The organism is Brevibacillus porteri (genome assembly GCF_003013475.1).
Taxonomy (GTDB): Bacteria; Bacillota; Bacilli; order Brevibacillales; family Brevibacillaceae; genus Brevibacillus; species Brevibacillus porteri.
Window position 1 is genome coordinate 42,570 of the sequence record NZ_PXZO01000055.1, and the last position, 17,255, is coordinate 59,824.

A 17,255-nucleotide genomic window follows, 5' to 3' on the forward strand; every position below is an offset into this window, starting at 1 on the left:
TTAATTGGGCTCTAACACAAAGTAATACGGTTTGGAGAGGAGATTGTGCAAATGATCGCGTACTTCCACGTTAGGCAGTCGGTTTAATGATTCGCTAATTTCTCGGTTCATGTCGGCGTACTGGATTTCATACTGCTCTTCCAGGCCCACTTTTTGTTTCTCCTCGTGAATGACGCTAGCCAAACGCTTTGCTATCCCAAATAGCTCTTGATTGGTCTCACCATAACCAGGTTCATTAGCGTTTGCCAAATATCCGCGCATTTCTGCCAATCGAGACAGGGTATCACGCCAGTTCCATACTTGAATATTTTTTTCTCTTGTTTGAGAGCATATCTCAACAAAAGGATTTTTCGATAACAAATCTTCTACTGTACTCCATGAATCTGGTCGCAGGGATTCTTCGAGTTTTTGTAGGCAGTACGCATCAGGAGAGAGTAACTCTACCACTTCACGAAACGCTGGAATCGAGTTTCGTTGATAGCTTTTGATTCCCCACAAGCTATGTACTTGCAATGCAGTAGCAAATGACTTGCAGTGAGTATCGAGTTCTTGTAATTGTTCCTCATTTAGCTTATGACTAGCAAGAATCCTCGCTTTTACCTCATTATCAGGGATGTTTTCATTCGCTTCGCCTAATTGCATGTTTCTTTTGATGTACGTTCGAACCGTGTCTTTTGATATCGATCTATCCTCTTGAGCACCAAGAATTCCAAATCGATAAGAGATAAAATCCTCGAATCCTTTACTACTTCCGAATCCATCATCAATGGCATGCAAATCTGGTTGCACTTCCATCATTTCAGCGAGCACCTGCTCCTCAAGTCCATAAATGCATGCTTCGATATGTGTCCAGTAGCTTCTGCATTCGTCTTCGCTCCCCAGTACACGTTGATAGACATCATGGAAGAAGAGGATATGAGCAATTTCGTGGAAGTAATTTTGAAAAGGAAACTTGATGTGACTTCCTTCCAAATACGATCCTGCATTTTGATAGATCCGCCCATGTTCTGGTCGGAATAATGTTGGTAGCGTCGAATGTAAATCTAAGTATAATCCAATCCCTTCATTGTAACTATGTGCCCAAACAGCTAAATAGGTTGGGCTTAACAACAAAGCGATGGAGTGATTGGTAATTTGAACGGGCAAATTGAAATAGCCGCCGTTTATTTGAGGCTGCAAGCTTAACCAGGTCATCCCAACTGCTAGAGCCTGATATAAAGGAAATTCACCATCCGCTGCTGCCTCTCTACAATAACGTTGAAATTGACGTATATCGCTTACCATTCCATGGTTGTTAAAACCGTAGTTACCCTCGAATCTCTCAAGTCCCTCAATGAAATCCTCTGGTGATACCGTTAAAAATACGTTAATTCCATCCACCCAAAGATCGGAACCGATCTCTGATTCTAGCCATGCGTCTTGATCCTCGGCAAGTTCTCTCAACTGATGATATCTTTCCAACAAATGCGCCTGTTTCATAAACTGCACCATCCCGTCCTGTTTGCTTACTGCTAGAAAGCGAGAACTGTTTGCAAAAAATTCAAGAGCACACGAGGTGCTCTTGAACAATCGATTACTTTCGATTACTTTTTACACGCGAGTGTCATAATTGGATGGAAAAGCAATTTCATTTCTTGAACGTTTTGATTGTTAGAAAGTTGTACTTTCACTACCTGTTTCATGAGAAATCCCGTCCCTTCCAAATTTTATATACGGAGATAATGCATGGTTTTTTGATTCTCTTACAAGCACACATCAACAACTACACGCCATTTCAGCGCTTTCATTTCTTGCACTTGTTTGTTCTTGTTTACTGCTACTTTTACGACCTTTTTCATGAGTCTATACCTCCTTTCCACAGAAGTGGAATTATATGACCTCTCTATCAACAAAAGGCTTAATTGTAATTATAAGGAAAATTGACAATTCATTTCAAGTTAAGAAAAATAAATATTTTCTGAAATATATAAATTTGGTTAATGGCGGCTTATTCCAGGGAAGGTACTTCCTGCTGCGACAATAGGGGTGCTTGTAGTAAACTGTATCAGGGGTGTAAGCTTGATTTCCAGCAACTTGGAGTAGCTGAGCTCATAGCGATTGGAGTGTCTTTCTCTTGCGATCGGAGCGGTAATTTGAGTTATGTATGTTTGAAAAGAATGTTTATTTAGAGTATAGTATCAGAATGAATAAATGAGGGTTGGGTAAGCAACCATCTGAATGAACATTTATGAATGAGAGATAGAGAACAATTAGGAGGATTTTTGTGTCACAGAAAGCGCCATTTTCTTTTGTAGTTACGATAGGATTCATGTTATTTGCTTTGTTTTTTGGAGCGGGTAATTTAATTTTTCCGCCCATGCTTGGCCAGTTAGCAGGAACAAATGTATGGATAGCCAATGCAGGTTTTTTAGTTACAGGGGTCGGGTTACCTTTGTTAGCGATCACAGCCTTTGTTTATTCGGGAAAAGACGACTTGCGCTCTTTAGCCAGTCGCGTGCATCCCGTATTCGGAATGGTATTCACGATTGTTCTATATCTAGCAATCGGTCCGTTTTTTGCGATACCGAGATCAGGCAATGTATCGTTTGATATTGGGGTAAAGCCTTTCCTATCAGAACAGGCAGGTCCGGCACCGCTGATTCTATTTACCATCCTGTTTTTCGCAATTGCCTGCTTCTTATCGCTCAATCCTATGAAAATTATCCATGTAGTCGGAAAAATCTTAACTCCAATTAAATTAACGTTTATTGGAATTATTGCAGTAACGGCTATTATTTATCCAATTGGAGCCCTTCAAACCCCGCAAGCAGATTACACATCCCATGTATTTTTCAAGGGTTTTCAAGAAGGGTATTTAACATTGGATGCGCTTGTAGCTTTTGTTTTTGGAATGATCATCGTGAATGCGATTAAAGAAAAGGGAGTTACTGCCAAAAAACAGGTATTGGCTGCGTGCGCAAAAGCAACAATGATAGCCGGTTTACTTCTCGCTCTTTTCTATACCGCACTTTCCTTTATGGGTGCCTCTAGTGTAGAAAAGTTGGGCCACTTAGAAAATGGCGCTGAAGTTTTGGCGAAAGTTTCGAATTACTACTTTGGTTCTTATGGTGCCATTTTATTGGGATTAATGATTACAGTGGCATGTTTGACTACTAGTGTAGGGCTTATTACAGCCTGCTCTTCATTTTTTCATGCATGGTTTCCGAAGATCTCTTACAAAAAATTCGCGGTTATTTTGTCTGTTTTCAGTACACTCGTTGCCAATATTGGATTAACGCAACTCATTAAGGTCTCCGTTCCGATCTTAATGACCATGTATCCGATTGCGATCTCGTTACTCTTCTTGACGTTTCTGCACAAAGCATTCAATGGCAGACCAGAAGTGTATCAAGGAAGTTTACTTTTCACTTTTCTGATTAGTCTGTTTGATGGCTTAAAGGCTGCTGGACTCGAAAACAGTGTTGTCCATCATTATTTTGCTCAGTACCTACCACTGTATGACGTAGGTTTGGGTTGGTTGCTGCCTTCTCTTATAGGCGGGGTATGCGGATACATGATCAGTGTATTCCGGAAGAATACGTACCACGTTCAAAAACAAAAAGAGGCATGAAAATAACTTACAAACCCGTCTCTTACCATATAGGAGACGGGTTTTGTTCATAAGTCAATCAGCATCGAGTGAGAGTTGAAAATATTTTTATTTTTCTAAAGTTTGCGGATTGGAATTGCCTATTTTATGGTATTCTATTTTTTGCGATGGATGTCATATATATGGGGTGCATAGGGTGAAAGAGCACACGACAGAGAAAGAACGGACGATTTTTGATCATACTGGAAATAGGATTAAGACAGAAGATCGAGAGATTCGAATTCTTGCTAAGTATGAGGAACCACTGGTTGTCGTGTTAGGAAATGTGCTTAGCGATAGCGAATGCGATGAGCTAATCGAACATTCCAGAGAACGATTGCAACGTTCAAAAATAGGCGAAGATCGTTCAGTCAATTCTATTCGAACGAGCAGCGGGGTGTTCTGCGAGCAGACGGAGACGATTACAAGAATCGAGAAGCGTATCTCCCAAATCATGAACATTCCGATTGAGCATGGTGATGGCTTGCAAGTTCTACGATATACCCCTGGCCAAGAATATAAACCCCATTATGATTTCTTTGCAGAAACGAGTCGAGCAAGTACGAACAATCGCATTAGTACGCTCGTAATGTATTTGAATGATGTGGAGCAAGGCGGAGGAACGGTGTTCCCTTTGCTTAATTTATCTGTTTTCCCTACCAAAGGCATGGCTGTCTACTTTGAATATTTTTATAGCAATCAAGAATTAAACGAGTTCACTTTGCATGCTGGGACACAAGTGATCCATGGGGAAAAGTGGGTCGCAACGATGTGGATGAGAAGACAAAGCTTTCGGGTTTCCTAGATAATGATGTACTAAAACTACCACCTGACAAAGGTGGCTTTTTTATGTCCAAATGCCAAGAGTTGGCAGTTTGAACCATCTCATGTACTTGAAATGAATATTATCAAGTGTTAGACTGTTTTTTATTTATTGCATAAGCTACATGCAAAATATAAGGGGGCATCCAATGCCTGTCTTACAAAAAAAAGCAAACCACTCGAAAAAGATTAGCCTCGTGACACTATTAACAGGACTAGTCTCTTTATCCGTTGTTCTGACTGTTACCATTCTCCTTATCTCATTCTATCAGTCCAAAAAACAGGCACTGATTCACACCACGTTGACCTTGAATCACACAAGTGCAACCAAAATGAGCCACACCATAGACTCTTTGATAAAATCCATGCGCAGTAGCTTACAGTATTCGGCGAGCATCTTTTCCAATAGGAACGAGATGAATGCAGATGAGGTATATTCAAAGCTTGAATTGATCCGCCGTACAAACAACTATTTTAATTCGGTTACCGTGATAGATGAAACCGGGTCGGTTCGAAGTGTGTCTCCCGGATATATTGGTACCGTAGGAAGCTATATTAAAACGGAAACAGCGAAATCGGCATTGGCTTTACAAAAGCCATACATTTCTAAGCCTTACGTAACTTCAAACACCAAGCGACTCATCGTACTGATGAGCGAGCCCATATTTGATAAGGACGGGCTCTACCGGGGGTTTATCGGGGGAACGATTTATCTTCATGAAGATAACATATTGAATGCGATCTTAGGGAGCAACCCAACAGACGAACTAGGTTCATCTTTCTACATCGTAGGATCTGATGGTCATTTGTTGTTCCATCGTGATGCAAGCCGGATCGGAGAGGATATCAGTGCGAATCCAGCTGTGCACAAGCTCATTCAAGGACAAAGTGGCTATGAACAGATCGTCAACTTGAGGGGACAGACGGAATTGGCCGCTTACGTGAAGGTTCCAGAGAATGACTGGGGTGTCATTGTTGTGTCCCCTATCAGTGTTGTTTATGAACAAATAAATCGTGATATTCAATTCGTTTTGTTGTATACGCTGCCTCCCTTTCTACTATTAATGCTAGTTGTGATTGGACTTGCGCGCAAAGTAGCAAGACCTTTCGTATCCCTGGCCGATCTTGTGAGCAAGGCAGGTAGAGAAGAGGTAGAGTTCTCGGAAGGTAAACAGCATTGGAATCGAGAGGCTGAGCTGTTAACTCGAGCCATTCGCTATACATTAAACGATATCAAAAAACAGACAGATCAGTTGGCTCATGATGCGCGAACAGATCCGTTGACAGGGCTAACAAACCGAAGAACGCTCGAGGAAACCATGCAAAAATGGATGATGGAGCAAATCCCCTTTTCTCTTATTATGATGGACCTTGATCGATTTAAATCCATTAATGATACGTATGGTCATCAGTCTGGAGATGAGGTGTTGAAACATTTTGCGAAAATGATTTCTTCATCACTTCGGCCCGAAGATGTGAGCAGTCGCTTTGGCGGTGAGGAATTTGTTGTCCTTGTTTCCCATGCTGGCTTGGAGGAGGCCTATCAGGTGGCCGAACGAGTACGCCATACCTTAGAAACAAGTACAAATCCAATCGGGCAGCCGCTAACCGTGTCACAAGGCATTGCGCACTATCCTTCCCATGCTGTTTCTGCTGAAGATCTGATGCATGTAGCTGACGAGGCCATGTACAAGGCGAAGAGATCGGGTAGGAACCAAACAATGATAGCGGAAGTGGAGGAATCTATGTGAGGAGCGAAGAGGCGAGAGAGCGCCTCTTTCTTTTTTGAAAAAAAAATCACTTGTTCGGTGCTAAAAAAGTAAATTCAGAGATATATTATCTCGCGATTTACATATGCATGTAACAAATGGATAATTAAGGAAACTTCTGGTTCGAAATTGTGAAGCACATGATTCTTGTATCTCACTTTGGAAGAGGGGGATTCATATGGAGAATGTTGTCACAGGGGAACAGTATGAGAGGGCACAACGCTTGCATCCTGCCAATTATTACGACGCAGTATTCAATGCTTTTGTCAGGCCAAACTGGATCAGTGGGAATCGGTTCTGGTACATCCGAGAAATCCGTTTGGAAAAGGGGACTGGCAGGCAATATGTGATCGTGGATGCTGAACAGAATACGAGTCAGCCAGCATTCGATCACGCACGATTAGCTGTCTGTTTGTCAAGAAGGGCAGGAGAAACGTATAGCGCAGAAACATTGCCACTCGGGGAACTTTTATTTACCGAGAATGGATCGTCATTCCAGTTTAAGGTGGGCGGTACTGTCTGGAACTGTGATTTACAGGAATACAGCTGCAAGCCGATAGATCATATGGATAAGCCGTCGATGGATGAACTGCCGTCTCCAGATGGAAAGTGGGTGGCGTTCGTATATGATCACAACTTGTATGTTCGGTCACTCGAGACCGGAAAGCGTTTCAGGCTAACTCGCGACGGCAAGGCTTACTATGATTACGGAACCCAACCTGAATGTCGGCTCTCGACGGTGGGGGAGCGATTGAATAACATAAAGCTTCCTCCAGTAGCGATTTGGTCACCCGATTCCAAGATGCTGTTGACCCATCGGCTTGATCAAAGAAAGGTGCGCGATTTGTATCTGATTCAATCGGTTCCGAAAGGCGAAGAAGTCAGACCGGTACTCCACTCGTACCGTTATCCACTAGTTGGCGATCCACACGTACCGTTGGCAGAGCTGGTCGTCTGTGATTTGGAAAGGCGAACCACAGTTAAGATTGAAAGCGAGCCTTTACTGGCATGTCCAGTCTCACCCCTCACTCCGGGGATGCAAATGGCCGGATGGTCAGCCGACAGTAAACAGGTATATTTTGCCCGGATGTCCCGTGATGCTCGCTCTGTCGATTTTTCCGTGGCTGATCCTTGCTCCGGTGAGGTTTGCACACTACTCCGGGAACAAAGCGATACGTTTTTGAATCAAGACCTGCATAATCTCGGAGAAACTAATCCGAATATTCGGTTATTGGCTGATGGTTCGTTCATCTGGCACTCAGAGCGTGATGGGTGGAGCCACCTCTACCATTGCGATGGCAAAACGGGGGAAATTCGCAATCCGATCACATCGGGTTCCTGGACGGTACGAAAATTGATGGCAGTGGACGAGCAGCAGGGATGGGTGTATATCACTGGAGGGGGGCTAGAAGAGGGGCGCGATCCTTATTATCAACACCTGTATCGCGTTCGTCTGGATGGAACGGATCTGTCGTTGCTGACGCCAGAAGATGCAGAGCATGATGTTGTGTTTTCTCCCAATCTGAAGTATTTCGTCGATACGTTTTCGCGAGTTGATTTGCCGCCTGTTTCTGTTCTCCGCTCGATAGATGGCACCCTGATTCGCGAATTGGAGCACGCTGATGTAGAAATGCTGCTCGAGATGGGGTACCAATTTCCAGAAAGGATTACCGTTAAAGCACGAGACGGTGTGACCGATCTTTATGGGGTGATGCTGCGTCCATTCCCGTTTGATCCTTCACGCAAGTATCCGGTCGTCGATTACATTTACGGGGGACCACAGATCATCAATACGCCGAAAGCTTTCGCGCTCGATCCCGGTCGAAGTCATGACCCGCTGGGTGGTGGACAATCTTTGGCGCAGCTGGGTTTTATCGTATTGATCCTAGATGGAATGGGGACACCTTATCGTTCCAAATGGTTCCATGATATCTCGAACGGAAAATTGGAGGAAGCAGGAGGTTTGCTTGACCATGTGACTGCGGTAAGGCAATTGGCTGAGCGCTACCCGTATGTGGATGTTGATCGGGTAGGCATTTGGGGCTCGTCAGGGGGAGGCTACGCTTCAACAAGGGCCATGCTCTCATTTCCAGCGTTTTACAAAGCTGCGGTTTCCGCGTGTGGTAATCATGATCAACGGCTGTATATAGCAGCATGGGCGGAACGCTATCAAGGTCTGTATGACCCGGACTTGTACAAGGATCAAGACAATGCACGTCTGGCAGCCAATCTGACAGGAAAGCTCTTACTGGTGAGCGGAGATATGGATGAAAATGTGCATCCTTCCCAAACGATTCGGATGGCGAATGCGCTGATTAAAGCGGATAAAGATTTTGATATGTTGCTATTGCCCAACCGACATCACGGCTTTTCTTTGGAACCGTACTTTATTCGCAGAAAGTGGGATTATTTTGTAAGGCACTTAATGAGAGCAGAGCCTCCGTGGGGGAATCAAATAGCCAGCAAAAAGGCCATTGATAAAGAGCCGATAGAGAAATAGTGTGTGAGGAATGAAAACGGTGAAATGCGAAGAGGAGCCCTAAGAAGAGCTCCTCTTTTCATTTTTTATTAAAACTATGGAGTTTTTTTCCGAGGAGAAGGCAGTCGCTATTTTACCTCGCGAAAACTTGCACTGACCTTTTGCAGTTCTTGTTTGAGCGAATCAAACCTTTTCTGCTCAGTCCAAGCCATGATTTGATAAAAATGCGTAGGCGTTTCGAACACTGTTACAATATACGCGATTTTGACGCCGTCTCCTTCCCCTTTGGCATTGAATTGGATGGCGACCTGGTTATTTACTACGGTACGAATCGGTTTATCAACGGATACATTTTCTACTGAATCTTCAATGTTTGCTTCAACGAAGTCTGCATAGTCCTGAAGTGTGAATGAACTGTCGAGATTCTGTTTGGCATCTGATAGTATGAGTAAATACTTTTCGCTGATTCGATTGGAGATGGCTATATCAGCTTCATCATGAAGGGCTGAATCCTTGCTCCAATCGGAAGGGGCTGTTATTTGAAGCTTTTTATCCTTGCTATAGAAAATTTCTTCGGTAGGCGTTTTTGATGCGAGATCGATTATCCCAAAAATCATACTAATGATGGATAAAACAGCTACGCTGGAGAAGACAACAGCGAGTACGGTTGTTTGCTTTTTGCTGACGTTGTTCAGATCCTTCACCTTAACGACGTATGTATTCGCTGCTAGATCGCCTAACCGTTGTCTTTTGTCGGAAGCCAACACACTGATACCGGCAGGCAACCCGCCTAGAAGAAACGCATTTGCTTCGAATAGACGAATGAGGGAACGGATGAATGATTTCCATAACCCCGGCGGCTGTCCTTCTGCATTGACAGCAATGATGCGAAAAGTAAATTTTCCGATCGTATATCCGGTAAGTCCTTCTAACAGTACATAATAAGAACATAGGATAATGGCGGCTAGGATGAAGAAGTAAAGTGCGTTGGCGTCTTTAGCAATGGAAATCCCAAGGGAGAGGAGTCCGAGTAGAAAACAAGCGAGAAGAATATGATCCAGAATATGGGCTCCCCATCTCGTGAAAAAAATCGTCGCCCTGTCGTACGATTTCGATAAATCTCCCATGTTTTTTGGTGGCTCTTGTTGGGCAAGAGGAGAAAATTCTGTCGGTACCGATGATGATGACGGTTGTTGCTCCAATTTTGTGCACCTCCTGAAAAATGTAAACATATTACATTTAACCACTTTGAAAATTGTATTGTCAAATGTAGACGATTAGAATGGGAAAAGATGAGTAAGGCGCTGCCATCCCACTCCGGGGAGAGGAGAATAGCATATGGAAATCCACCAAATACCCGAGCAATTGCCATTGATCAAACATTCAAAAGACATCTGGGGCTCTTTTGCATATAGCAAGTGTAAGGATGCATACGGTTATGACAAGAACGGGCTGAAAAGATACGCACTGATTGTTCAACTTCAATACGATCAGACTGTGACAGAAGCAGACAAAGAGTTCCTGCACTATTTGATGAGCCAAGAGATTGAGATGCATAAATTCCATCCGTATCAGGGATTACATGAATCCATGGACATTGTGGCTTATTTGTTGGCGAAGTGTCAGGATGTGAACCATATCCCACTGTTTGAGCAGGCAAAATTAAGTAATTTCGATACCTACTATGGCTTTGACACCGAGTATATCATTTCGGCGGGGATTGAAGAGGCGATCACGTATATCGAAGAGAACGATCTGTACCGAATCAGCTCTTTCTTTCAGAATAAGAAAGAGGAGCTGGAAACGATGTATACGGCTGAACATATGGAACGATGGTTTCAATCCAAGGCAAGGAATTACCCTGCCAATCTCGAGGATGAGTCCTTGATTACGTTAATGGACAGAGCAAGCGATTTCGGTAATAGTGCAGAAGCCAGAGAATTACTGGGGAAGCTAGAAGAGCAGCTGGGCTCTGACAAAAAGAATTATTCTCTGCTGTATCATCAGGCAAAACAATTGGAAGAGTACGACAAGGCACTTCACTATCTCACACAGGATCTTCCGGAACAAGAAGATTCGTTTGACAAAGTATTTCTTTGGTTAAAAATGGCCGAAATCCATTTGCTCAAGCAGGACTGGGTCCAGGCTTTTGCCAGCGTTAAGCAGTGCGAACCAGAGCTCAAGCTCTTTTCTTCCTGGAGGAGTGCCGGTTTGGGCAGAAGCTTGAGCGAGACCTTGTTGGATATCAGCTTGATGGCAAAGGATAGCGACGAGTCTTTGGCTAGAGAAGCGTACCGCTGGGCCGACCAGATGTTGAAGTCGACTAACAACTACAGCAGTAATGTTTTGAAAAAGGCGCATCAGTGTGCCAAGGTGCTGCAACTCAAGCAGGATAAAAGGCTGTACAGTAAAAAAGTCGCGATAGAAGCCAGACGAATCAACAGAATGCTTCGATGACTCAAGGTAAACCCGACATTTGTAACGGTCGGGTTTTTCTCTGTTTGGAAGCAACGTTCATAAAAAAAATATCCACTCAGAGATCACTTTGCTGTATCTTTAATCTGAGCAATATTTCCTATCTTTATATAGACTCTTTTTCCCCGTTAGCCAACCTCATTGCGCTTCAGGTCATCGATAGTAAGGCTACTTTCCATGTTTCCTTCATGAATGTCATTTTACTTCTAGGCAGGAGATGCGTATGGATTTATTAACGTACAGTCCACTTATCGCAACCAAGCTTCATGTTCCGAAGTATGGTTCGGACTTGTTACTTCGGCATCAAATATTGAAAGAAATCGATGACGCGGGCGCTGCAAGATTGATTCTCGTGTGCGCGCCAGCCGGTTTCGGTAAAACGACAGCAGTCAGTCAATGGACGCAAAATTCAGGCAAACCGACCGGTTGGATCTCCCTGGATGAATCCGATAATGATCCCGTGCGCTTTTGGCGATATTTTGCTAGGGCGATTGATAGGGCACAGGAAGGCTTGGGCAAAGAAGCCTCCTCGGTACTTCACCCACAGTACACGGCTTCTGCTGAGCAGTTGATGTCCGTGTTACTCGAAGAAATTGCGGGATTTGAACGTGATTTTTATCTGGTATTGGACGATTACCATCTCATTAAGGAGCCTTCCATTCATGAAGGACTGCAGACACTGATCCAGCATGCTTCCTTATATATGCATGTCGTTCTAATTACGCGGGAGGAACCTCCTTTTGCCCTACACCGTCTACGCGTTCGGAAACAGTTGAAGCAACTGGGCTCTGACACTCTACGGTTCAATGAGGAGGAGTGTCGGCGCTTATTCCATGAGCAGCTGGGTCTGAGTCTGTCGGAACAAGATATTGGCATGCTAAGCAAACGAACGGAGGGATGGGTGGCCGGTTTGCAGTTAGCAGCCTTGTCCATGCAAGGAAAGCCCGAAGCGTCTAAGGTCATTCATCAATTTTCCGGTAATGACAAGTATGTCGGGGAATATTTGTCGGAAGAAGTATTGAAACGACTTCCAGAAAAGGTGCAGAAGTTTTTGTTGAAAACGTCCATACTGCCGCGTCTGACAGGCGATCTATGCGCAGCCGTTACGGGAGAGCCGGATGCTCACGACATCCTTCGCATGCTGGAGAGAACGAATTCATTTGTCATCGCACTGGATGGCGTAAATGAGTGGTATCGTTATCACCATTTGTTCGCAGAACTTCTGCTTTCCCATGTAAGAAAAACCTATAACGAATTGCTTCCTGCCCTACATATCTCTGCAAGCTGTTGGTTTGAAAGTCACGGGTGGATCATGGAGGCGACTGAGCATGCGTTTCTCGGAAAAGATTGGACCCGAGCGAGCCGTTTGATCGTTGCACATGCGCCGTGGATGTTGAAACAGTACGAAAATATAACATTGCGCAGATGGATGAAATACTTTGAGAAGTCCTGGTTGGAATGCAACCCTGAGCTGTGCATTGCTTTTGCTTGGCTGCATGCTGTATCCAACGAAATTGATCAGGCGGAAATCCTCCTTCAATTGGCTGACGAAGCAACACGGACCAACCATGGGAGCTTTGACGACTGTCGAGTAGAAATATGTGTGCTTCGGGGATATATCGAAGTGATGCGGGGAAGTGTAGATCTTTCCCTCAAATATATGGAAGAATCAGTTCAAATGAAGCCAAAATTCAGCCGCTACTTCATCGTCGGCATAGAGCTGAATTCAGATGAGCCGTACGTGCTGCGTAGTCGTGTGGCCTTGAGCGGGTATTTGTCCAACGTGAATGAATACTATCCAAAACTGCGGGCGATCTGGAAGCACAGTGGTCTTGGCATATTAGCCTACGGTTCCATCGTGATGGCTGAGCTCTATTATGAGAAAAATGATTTTGAGCAGTTAAAATATTTCGTACCGCGAGCAATCCAGTTAGGCACCATCTCCTTGAATTTTGGCGTATTGGTCCCCGTGTATCTGACTTTGGCCCGATGGAGAAAAGCAGAGCGTCGTCACGAAGAGATGTGGCTGGCCATGGAGGAAATCACATTGCTATGCCGCCAGCACGATGCGCCTCCCCATTGGATGTCTTTTGTAGAAACATTCCGCGTCCGATTATGGATCGAAGAAAATCGACGGGAAGAAATAGAAAAATGGGCTGAGCCCTACAGGAAAATGAATGTCGATATTGTCGCTTCCCGACATGAATTTGAGCGAATGACGTTGGCCCGGGTATACATCTATTTAAAAAACGACAGTGCAGCCATCATGCTACTAACCAGCTTAAAGCACGAAGCGGAAATAAAGGATCGGCTCGGGAGTAGGATTGAAGCCTTTCTTCTGCTCAGCCAAGCTTACATGGTCCAAAAACAGCATCATGAAGCGACGGCGTGTATGCGCATGGCGGTAACGTTAGCCGCGCCAGAAGGCTATGTACGCACTTTTTTGGATGAAGGCCCTGGCGTTGCCAAAATGCTCTATTCGCTCTATAAAAGCAAAAACGTATCCAAGCAAGAGATGGCTTATCTTTCGATGCTGCTCAAAAGTGTAGAGAAGGAATTCCCTACGCTTGATATTCAAATCCGGGTATCCCCTGCATTGGAAAAATTGACGGAAAGAGAGTCGGAAGTACTGGCACTGATCGGTGAAGGGTTATCCAACTCGGAGATTGCGGACAAGCTGCATCTCACACTGGGGACGGTAAAAGGGCATGTGCATCAAGTTTTTAGCAAGCTCCAGGTGAAAAATCGGGCACAAGCCATCGTCAGATTAAGAGAAAGTGAGATCGACCATTAGAATCACCCCGCCTATACGGAGGCCACTGAAAAAGTCCACTCTTTCAGTGGCCTCAGCCATTTTCGGGTGTTTGTTTTCTTTACAAATCCATCTCATGTACACACAACGGTCACATCAGCCATCTATACTCATCTTGTAAAACCAAGGTTGGCGGTCATCGGAATGGTGGCGGTGAGATATGGATTCGTAAGTTTCACAATAAACTGGTAATCTATGCAGTAAATGCACAACCACGAGTAAGGAGTGCGGAAATGAAACGGAAAGTGTTACTCGTAGAGGACGACGAGCTCATACGTGAATTTGTATCGGATTATTTTAAAAAAGAAGCTTGGGAAGTGTACGAAGCGCAGCACGGTAAAATGGCGATGGAACTTTTCGCTCTGCACCCTGTCGATTTAGTTGTGCTAGATATTATGATGCCCGAGATGGATGGCTGGTCGGTGTGCAGAAAAATCCGCCAACAATCCGACATTCCCATCATGATCATTACAGCAAGAGTAGACGACGATGACCAGTTGATGGGTTTCGAGCTTGGCGCGGACGAATACGTCACCAAACCGTTTAGCCCAAAAGTATTAGTGGCCCGTGCCAAAGCTCTGATGAAAAGGGCAGAGGGGAGCATCGGGCGGGGAGATGATATCGCTCAGTTTGGAGCATTGACGGTAAACAAACGAGCTCACACCGTTACGATTGCAGGCGTCCCGATTTCATTGACACCAAAAGAGTATGAGCTGCTTCTGTTCTTCATTAAGCATGAAGGGACGGTCTTGTCCCGAGATAGCATTTTGAATGGGGTTTGGGGGATGGACTACTTTGGCGACCATCGCACCGTTGATACCCACGTGAAAAAACTGCGTGCCAAGCTGGATACAGAGCAGCATCTGATTCAGACGATGATCCGTTTTGGATATAAGTTTGAGGCAAAACGATGAAACGCCTTCGACTAAACGTTGTGACAAAATTATTTGCCGCCACTTTTGTTTTTGTCTTTTTGCTCTACGCTTTGATTTTGATAGGGGAAAAGTTTTTCTTTGAGCGCTTTTATTTAAATGCGAAAGTAAGCGAGCTCTCACAAGCAATGGCATCTTTTCCAGATGAGTACGCCAAACTCCCTCCCGACAAGCACAAGCTGGATAAGCTGGTGGGTACATTGATGAATCGCACAGATGCCAGCATCGGGATCGTAGATGAGCAGCTCAGGCAATTGAATCTCGCCCCCTATTTTCTAGAAATAAAAGTAGCAAATAAAAATCAAGTGATTACCTTACCGCTAAAAGAAATGCAAAGCACCGATCTCCCTGAAGGACTCCGTGTTGGAGATACGATTACCATCGACGGAATCTATATGGATGAGAACGATACGATCATGAAGCCGATACGGATTGCAGGGCAAAGTCCATCCACAAATGTGTCCGAGAATGGACTAACCCGGGTCACGGCTGTTATTTCTGAACTCATGCTGCCTAGTCAGCAGCGGGCACATAATCCTTTTTATCAGGATTCTCTCGTAGCGGATCAAATCGGACCATGGCTGGAGCAGCAATACGACGAGATTACACAGATGAAAAGCGGATCATTCATCCAGCGGAAGTGGACTGATCCGTGGAGTGGTGTAAACTATGCCATCGTGATTCATCGGTTCTCCTATCAGGGCGGGGCGAGTTTCATACTGGCGGTGACGACGTTGCAACCAGTGAGCGATGCGGTAAGTATGCTGACCAGCTATTCCCTATACGCGACGCCAGTCATCCTCGTCATCTTATTGCTGCTGTCCTTTGTCTTTTCGAAGATGATCACGAAACCATTAGTTACGCTGAATCATTCCGCTTCACGTATGGCTAATCTGGACTTCACAGAACATGCTTCGATTCATTCTCAGGATGAATTCGGTGAGCTCTCTCGCCATCTGAATACGTTAGCTGGCAAGCTGGATCAGACATTAAAAGACCTGACGAATGCCAACGTCACTCTTCGCGAGGATCTAGAGCATAAGGAAAAAATGGAGCAGCTTCGCAAAGAATTGATTGCAAACATCTCTCATGAACTCAAGACCCCGCTTGGCATTGTGAAGGGCTTTGCGGAAGGGTTAAAAGATGATGTCGCACATGAAAAGCGGGAGCGATACATGGACGTCATTTTAAGCGAAGTCGACAAGATGAACGAGCTCATTATGGATATGCTGGAGTTGTCCAAATTCGAAGCCAAAGCCATTTTGCTTCGTAGACAATCGTTTCCCGTATCGGAAGTAATAGATCGTGTAGCCGCTTCCTTCCAACTACAGCTGGCAAACAAGCAGGTACGACTATGTCTCGCCTTACCTGAAGAGAACAACGTATGGGCAGATCCAAGACGTATCGAGCAAGTGATCGTGAATTTGCTCGGCAATGCAGTCCGGCACGCCAATCCATCAAGTGAGATTCGGATTACGGGGGCCCGCGAGCGGGAGTGCATCCGGTTTCGAATCGAAAATGAAGGAGCGCACATCCCAGACGATCAACTCACGCGGATATGGGAGCAATTTTATCGAGTAGATAGCTCTCGCTGGCGGAAATCTGGCGGCACGGGTCTCGGATTGGCGATCTGTAAACATATCCTCGATCTGCATGGCAGTGATTATGGTGCGGAAAATACCGTGAATGGAGTCGCTTTTACCTTCACGTTGGTTGAAAATGAAAACAAAGGTGGAAATGACAATGAATCTGAAAAAGAATAAAATGAAAAGCTTACTGGCTGTATTGGTCCTATCACTCGTTACGAGTGCTTGTGGCGCACCGCTTCCTCCAGAATCGACTGGTCAAGTGCCGCCGCAAGTTCCTCAGGAAAACAAAGAAAACAAGGAGAAACAACCGGAGAACGTTGCACAAGACATGGCCGCAGAACAGCAGGAAAAAGAAATTCTCGTCGTGGTCGACCAAGAACCGAAACCCATCGATGGGAATAGCTTCGATTTCTTTATCGAACAGGTACCTGCCGGCTATTCGTTAGCTAGCATGCAGTGGAAGTCTGAGAAAACTGACATCGTAAGCACGATAGAGCAAGCGATCAAAAACGACACAGAAGGTATCCCTGGTGGGAATGGATTTTACATCAGTGGCAATGGACAGTTCACTGGTTTCTTTTACAAGGATGAGTTGAAGGGGGAAAAGGGGAAATTGATTTTGGTCTTTCAAAATGAGCAAGGCAATGAAAAGACATGGGAGAAGGAGCTAACCCTTAAATAGCGCCCGATCAATTGGAACCTCATTTTTGGGGTTCTTTTTATTTTGTTTGGCACATGTTTACGGTGGG

The 17,255-nt window shown here is 44.8% G+C and carries 11 protein-coding genes; 9 read left to right on the forward strand and 2 right to left on the reverse strand.

The features are described from left to right. The gene (locus tag C7R92_RS25885; RefSeq protein ID WP_106836127.1) at window positions 1-1,479 is read right to left on the reverse strand and encodes a hypothetical protein; all 1,479 of its coding nucleotides are present in this window, start codon (window positions 1,477-1,479) and stop codon (window positions 1-3) included. 784 nt (window positions 1,480-2,263) lie between these two features. Here C7R92_RS25885 and brnQ point away from each other — a divergent pair. The 4 genes from brnQ to C7R92_RS25905 all read left to right on the forward strand — a co-directional run bounded on the left by brnQ (window position 2,264) and on the right by C7R92_RS25905 (window position 8,719). Then, the gene (brnQ, locus tag C7R92_RS25890) at window positions 2,264-3,610 is read left to right on the forward strand and encodes a branched-chain amino acid transport system II carrier protein (protein WP_106836128.1); all 1,347 of its coding nucleotides are present in this window, start codon (window positions 2,264-2,266) and stop codon (window positions 3,608-3,610) included. Between the two features lie 175 nt (window positions 3,611-3,785). Then, entirely contained in the window at window positions 3,786-4,433 is a 648-nt protein-coding gene (locus C7R92_RS25895) for a 2OG-Fe(II) oxygenase (RefSeq protein ID WP_106836129.1), read from the forward strand. Window positions 4,434-4,599: 166 nt separating this feature from the next. Beyond that, window positions 4,600-6,201 carry a sensor domain-containing diguanylate cyclase gene (locus tag C7R92_RS25900; RefSeq protein WP_106836130.1) on the forward strand — a complete coding sequence of 534 codons (1,602 nt, stop codon included), beginning with the start codon at window positions 4,600-4,602 and terminating at the stop codon, window positions 6,199-6,201. Window positions 6,202-6,397: 196 nt separating this feature from the next. After that, window positions 6,398-8,719: a S9 family peptidase gene (locus C7R92_RS25905; RefSeq protein ID WP_106836131.1), complete on the forward strand. Its 2,322-nt coding sequence runs from the start codon at window positions 6,398-6,400 to the stop codon at window positions 8,717-8,719. Window positions 8,720-8,826: 107 nt separating this feature from the next. Here C7R92_RS25905 and C7R92_RS25910 read toward each other — a convergent pair whose 3' ends face one another. Beyond that, window positions 8,827-9,900: an RDD family protein gene (locus C7R92_RS25910; protein WP_106836132.1), complete on the reverse strand. Its 1,074-nt coding sequence runs from the start codon at window positions 9,898-9,900 to the stop codon at window positions 8,827-8,829. Between the two features lie 136 nt (window positions 9,901-10,036). Between C7R92_RS25910 and C7R92_RS25915 the strand changes: the two genes are divergently transcribed. The 5 genes from C7R92_RS25915 to C7R92_RS25935 all read left to right on the forward strand — a co-directional run bounded on the left by C7R92_RS25915 (window position 10,037) and on the right by C7R92_RS25935 (window position 17,188). Then, a complete protein-coding gene (locus C7R92_RS25915) occupies window positions 10,037-11,155 on the forward strand; it encodes a hypothetical protein (RefSeq protein ID WP_106836133.1) in 1,119 nt (372 codons plus the stop codon). A gap of 241 nt (window positions 11,156-11,396) precedes the next feature. Then, window positions 11,397-13,967, forward strand: coding sequence for a winged helix-turn-helix domain-containing protein (locus C7R92_RS33185; protein WP_106836134.1), 2,571 nt, complete (start codon window positions 11,397-11,399; stop codon window positions 13,965-13,967). Between the two features lie 251 nt (window positions 13,968-14,218). Beyond that, complete coding sequence (locus tag C7R92_RS25925; RefSeq protein ID WP_017251702.1) at window positions 14,219-14,899, forward strand: response regulator transcription factor; 681 nt, start codon at window positions 14,219-14,221, stop codon at window positions 14,897-14,899. Beyond that, the gene (locus C7R92_RS25930) at window positions 14,896-16,680 is read left to right on the forward strand and encodes a sensor histidine kinase (RefSeq protein ID WP_106836135.1); all 1,785 of its coding nucleotides are present in this window, start codon (window positions 14,896-14,898) and stop codon (window positions 16,678-16,680) included. Before C7R92_RS25925 ends, C7R92_RS25930 begins: the two co-directional genes overlap by 4 nt. Further along, window positions 16,661-17,188, forward strand: coding sequence for a hypothetical protein (locus C7R92_RS25935; RefSeq protein WP_106836136.1), 528 nt, complete (start codon window positions 16,661-16,663; stop codon window positions 17,186-17,188). The genes C7R92_RS25930 and C7R92_RS25935 overlap by 20 nt, the downstream gene beginning before the upstream one ends. Window positions 17,189-17,255 lie beyond the last annotated feature (67 nt).

Bases quoted from the DNA above. Each gene is read 5' to 3' on its own strand.
- C7R92_RS25885 (WP_106836127.1), bottom strand. From the start codon at position 1,479: ATGAAACAGGCGCATTTGTTGGAAAGATATCATCAGTTGAGAGAACTT.
- C7R92_RS33185 (WP_106836134.1), top strand. From the start codon at position 11,397: ATGGATTTATTAACGTACAGTCCACTTATCGCAACCAAGCTTCATGTT.
- C7R92_RS25925 (WP_017251702.1), top strand. From the start codon at position 14,219: ATGAAACGGAAAGTGTTACTCGTAGAGGACGACGAGCTCATACGTGAA.
- C7R92_RS25905 (WP_106836131.1), top strand. From the start codon at position 6,398: ATGGAGAATGTTGTCACAGGGGAACAGTATGAGAGGGCACAACGCTTG.
- C7R92_RS25930 (WP_106836135.1), top strand. From the start codon at position 14,896: ATGAAACGCCTTCGACTAAACGTTGTGACAAAATTATTTGCCGCCACT.
- C7R92_RS25900 (WP_106836130.1), top strand. From the start codon at position 4,600: ATGCCTGTCTTACAAAAAAAAGCAAACCACTCGAAAAAGATTAGCCTC.
- C7R92_RS25935 (WP_106836136.1), top strand. From the start codon at position 16,661: ATGAATCTGAAAAAGAATAAAATGAAAAGCTTACTGGCTGTATTGGTC.
- C7R92_RS25915 (WP_106836133.1), top strand. From the start codon at position 10,037: ATGGAAATCCACCAAATACCCGAGCAATTGCCATTGATCAAACATTCA.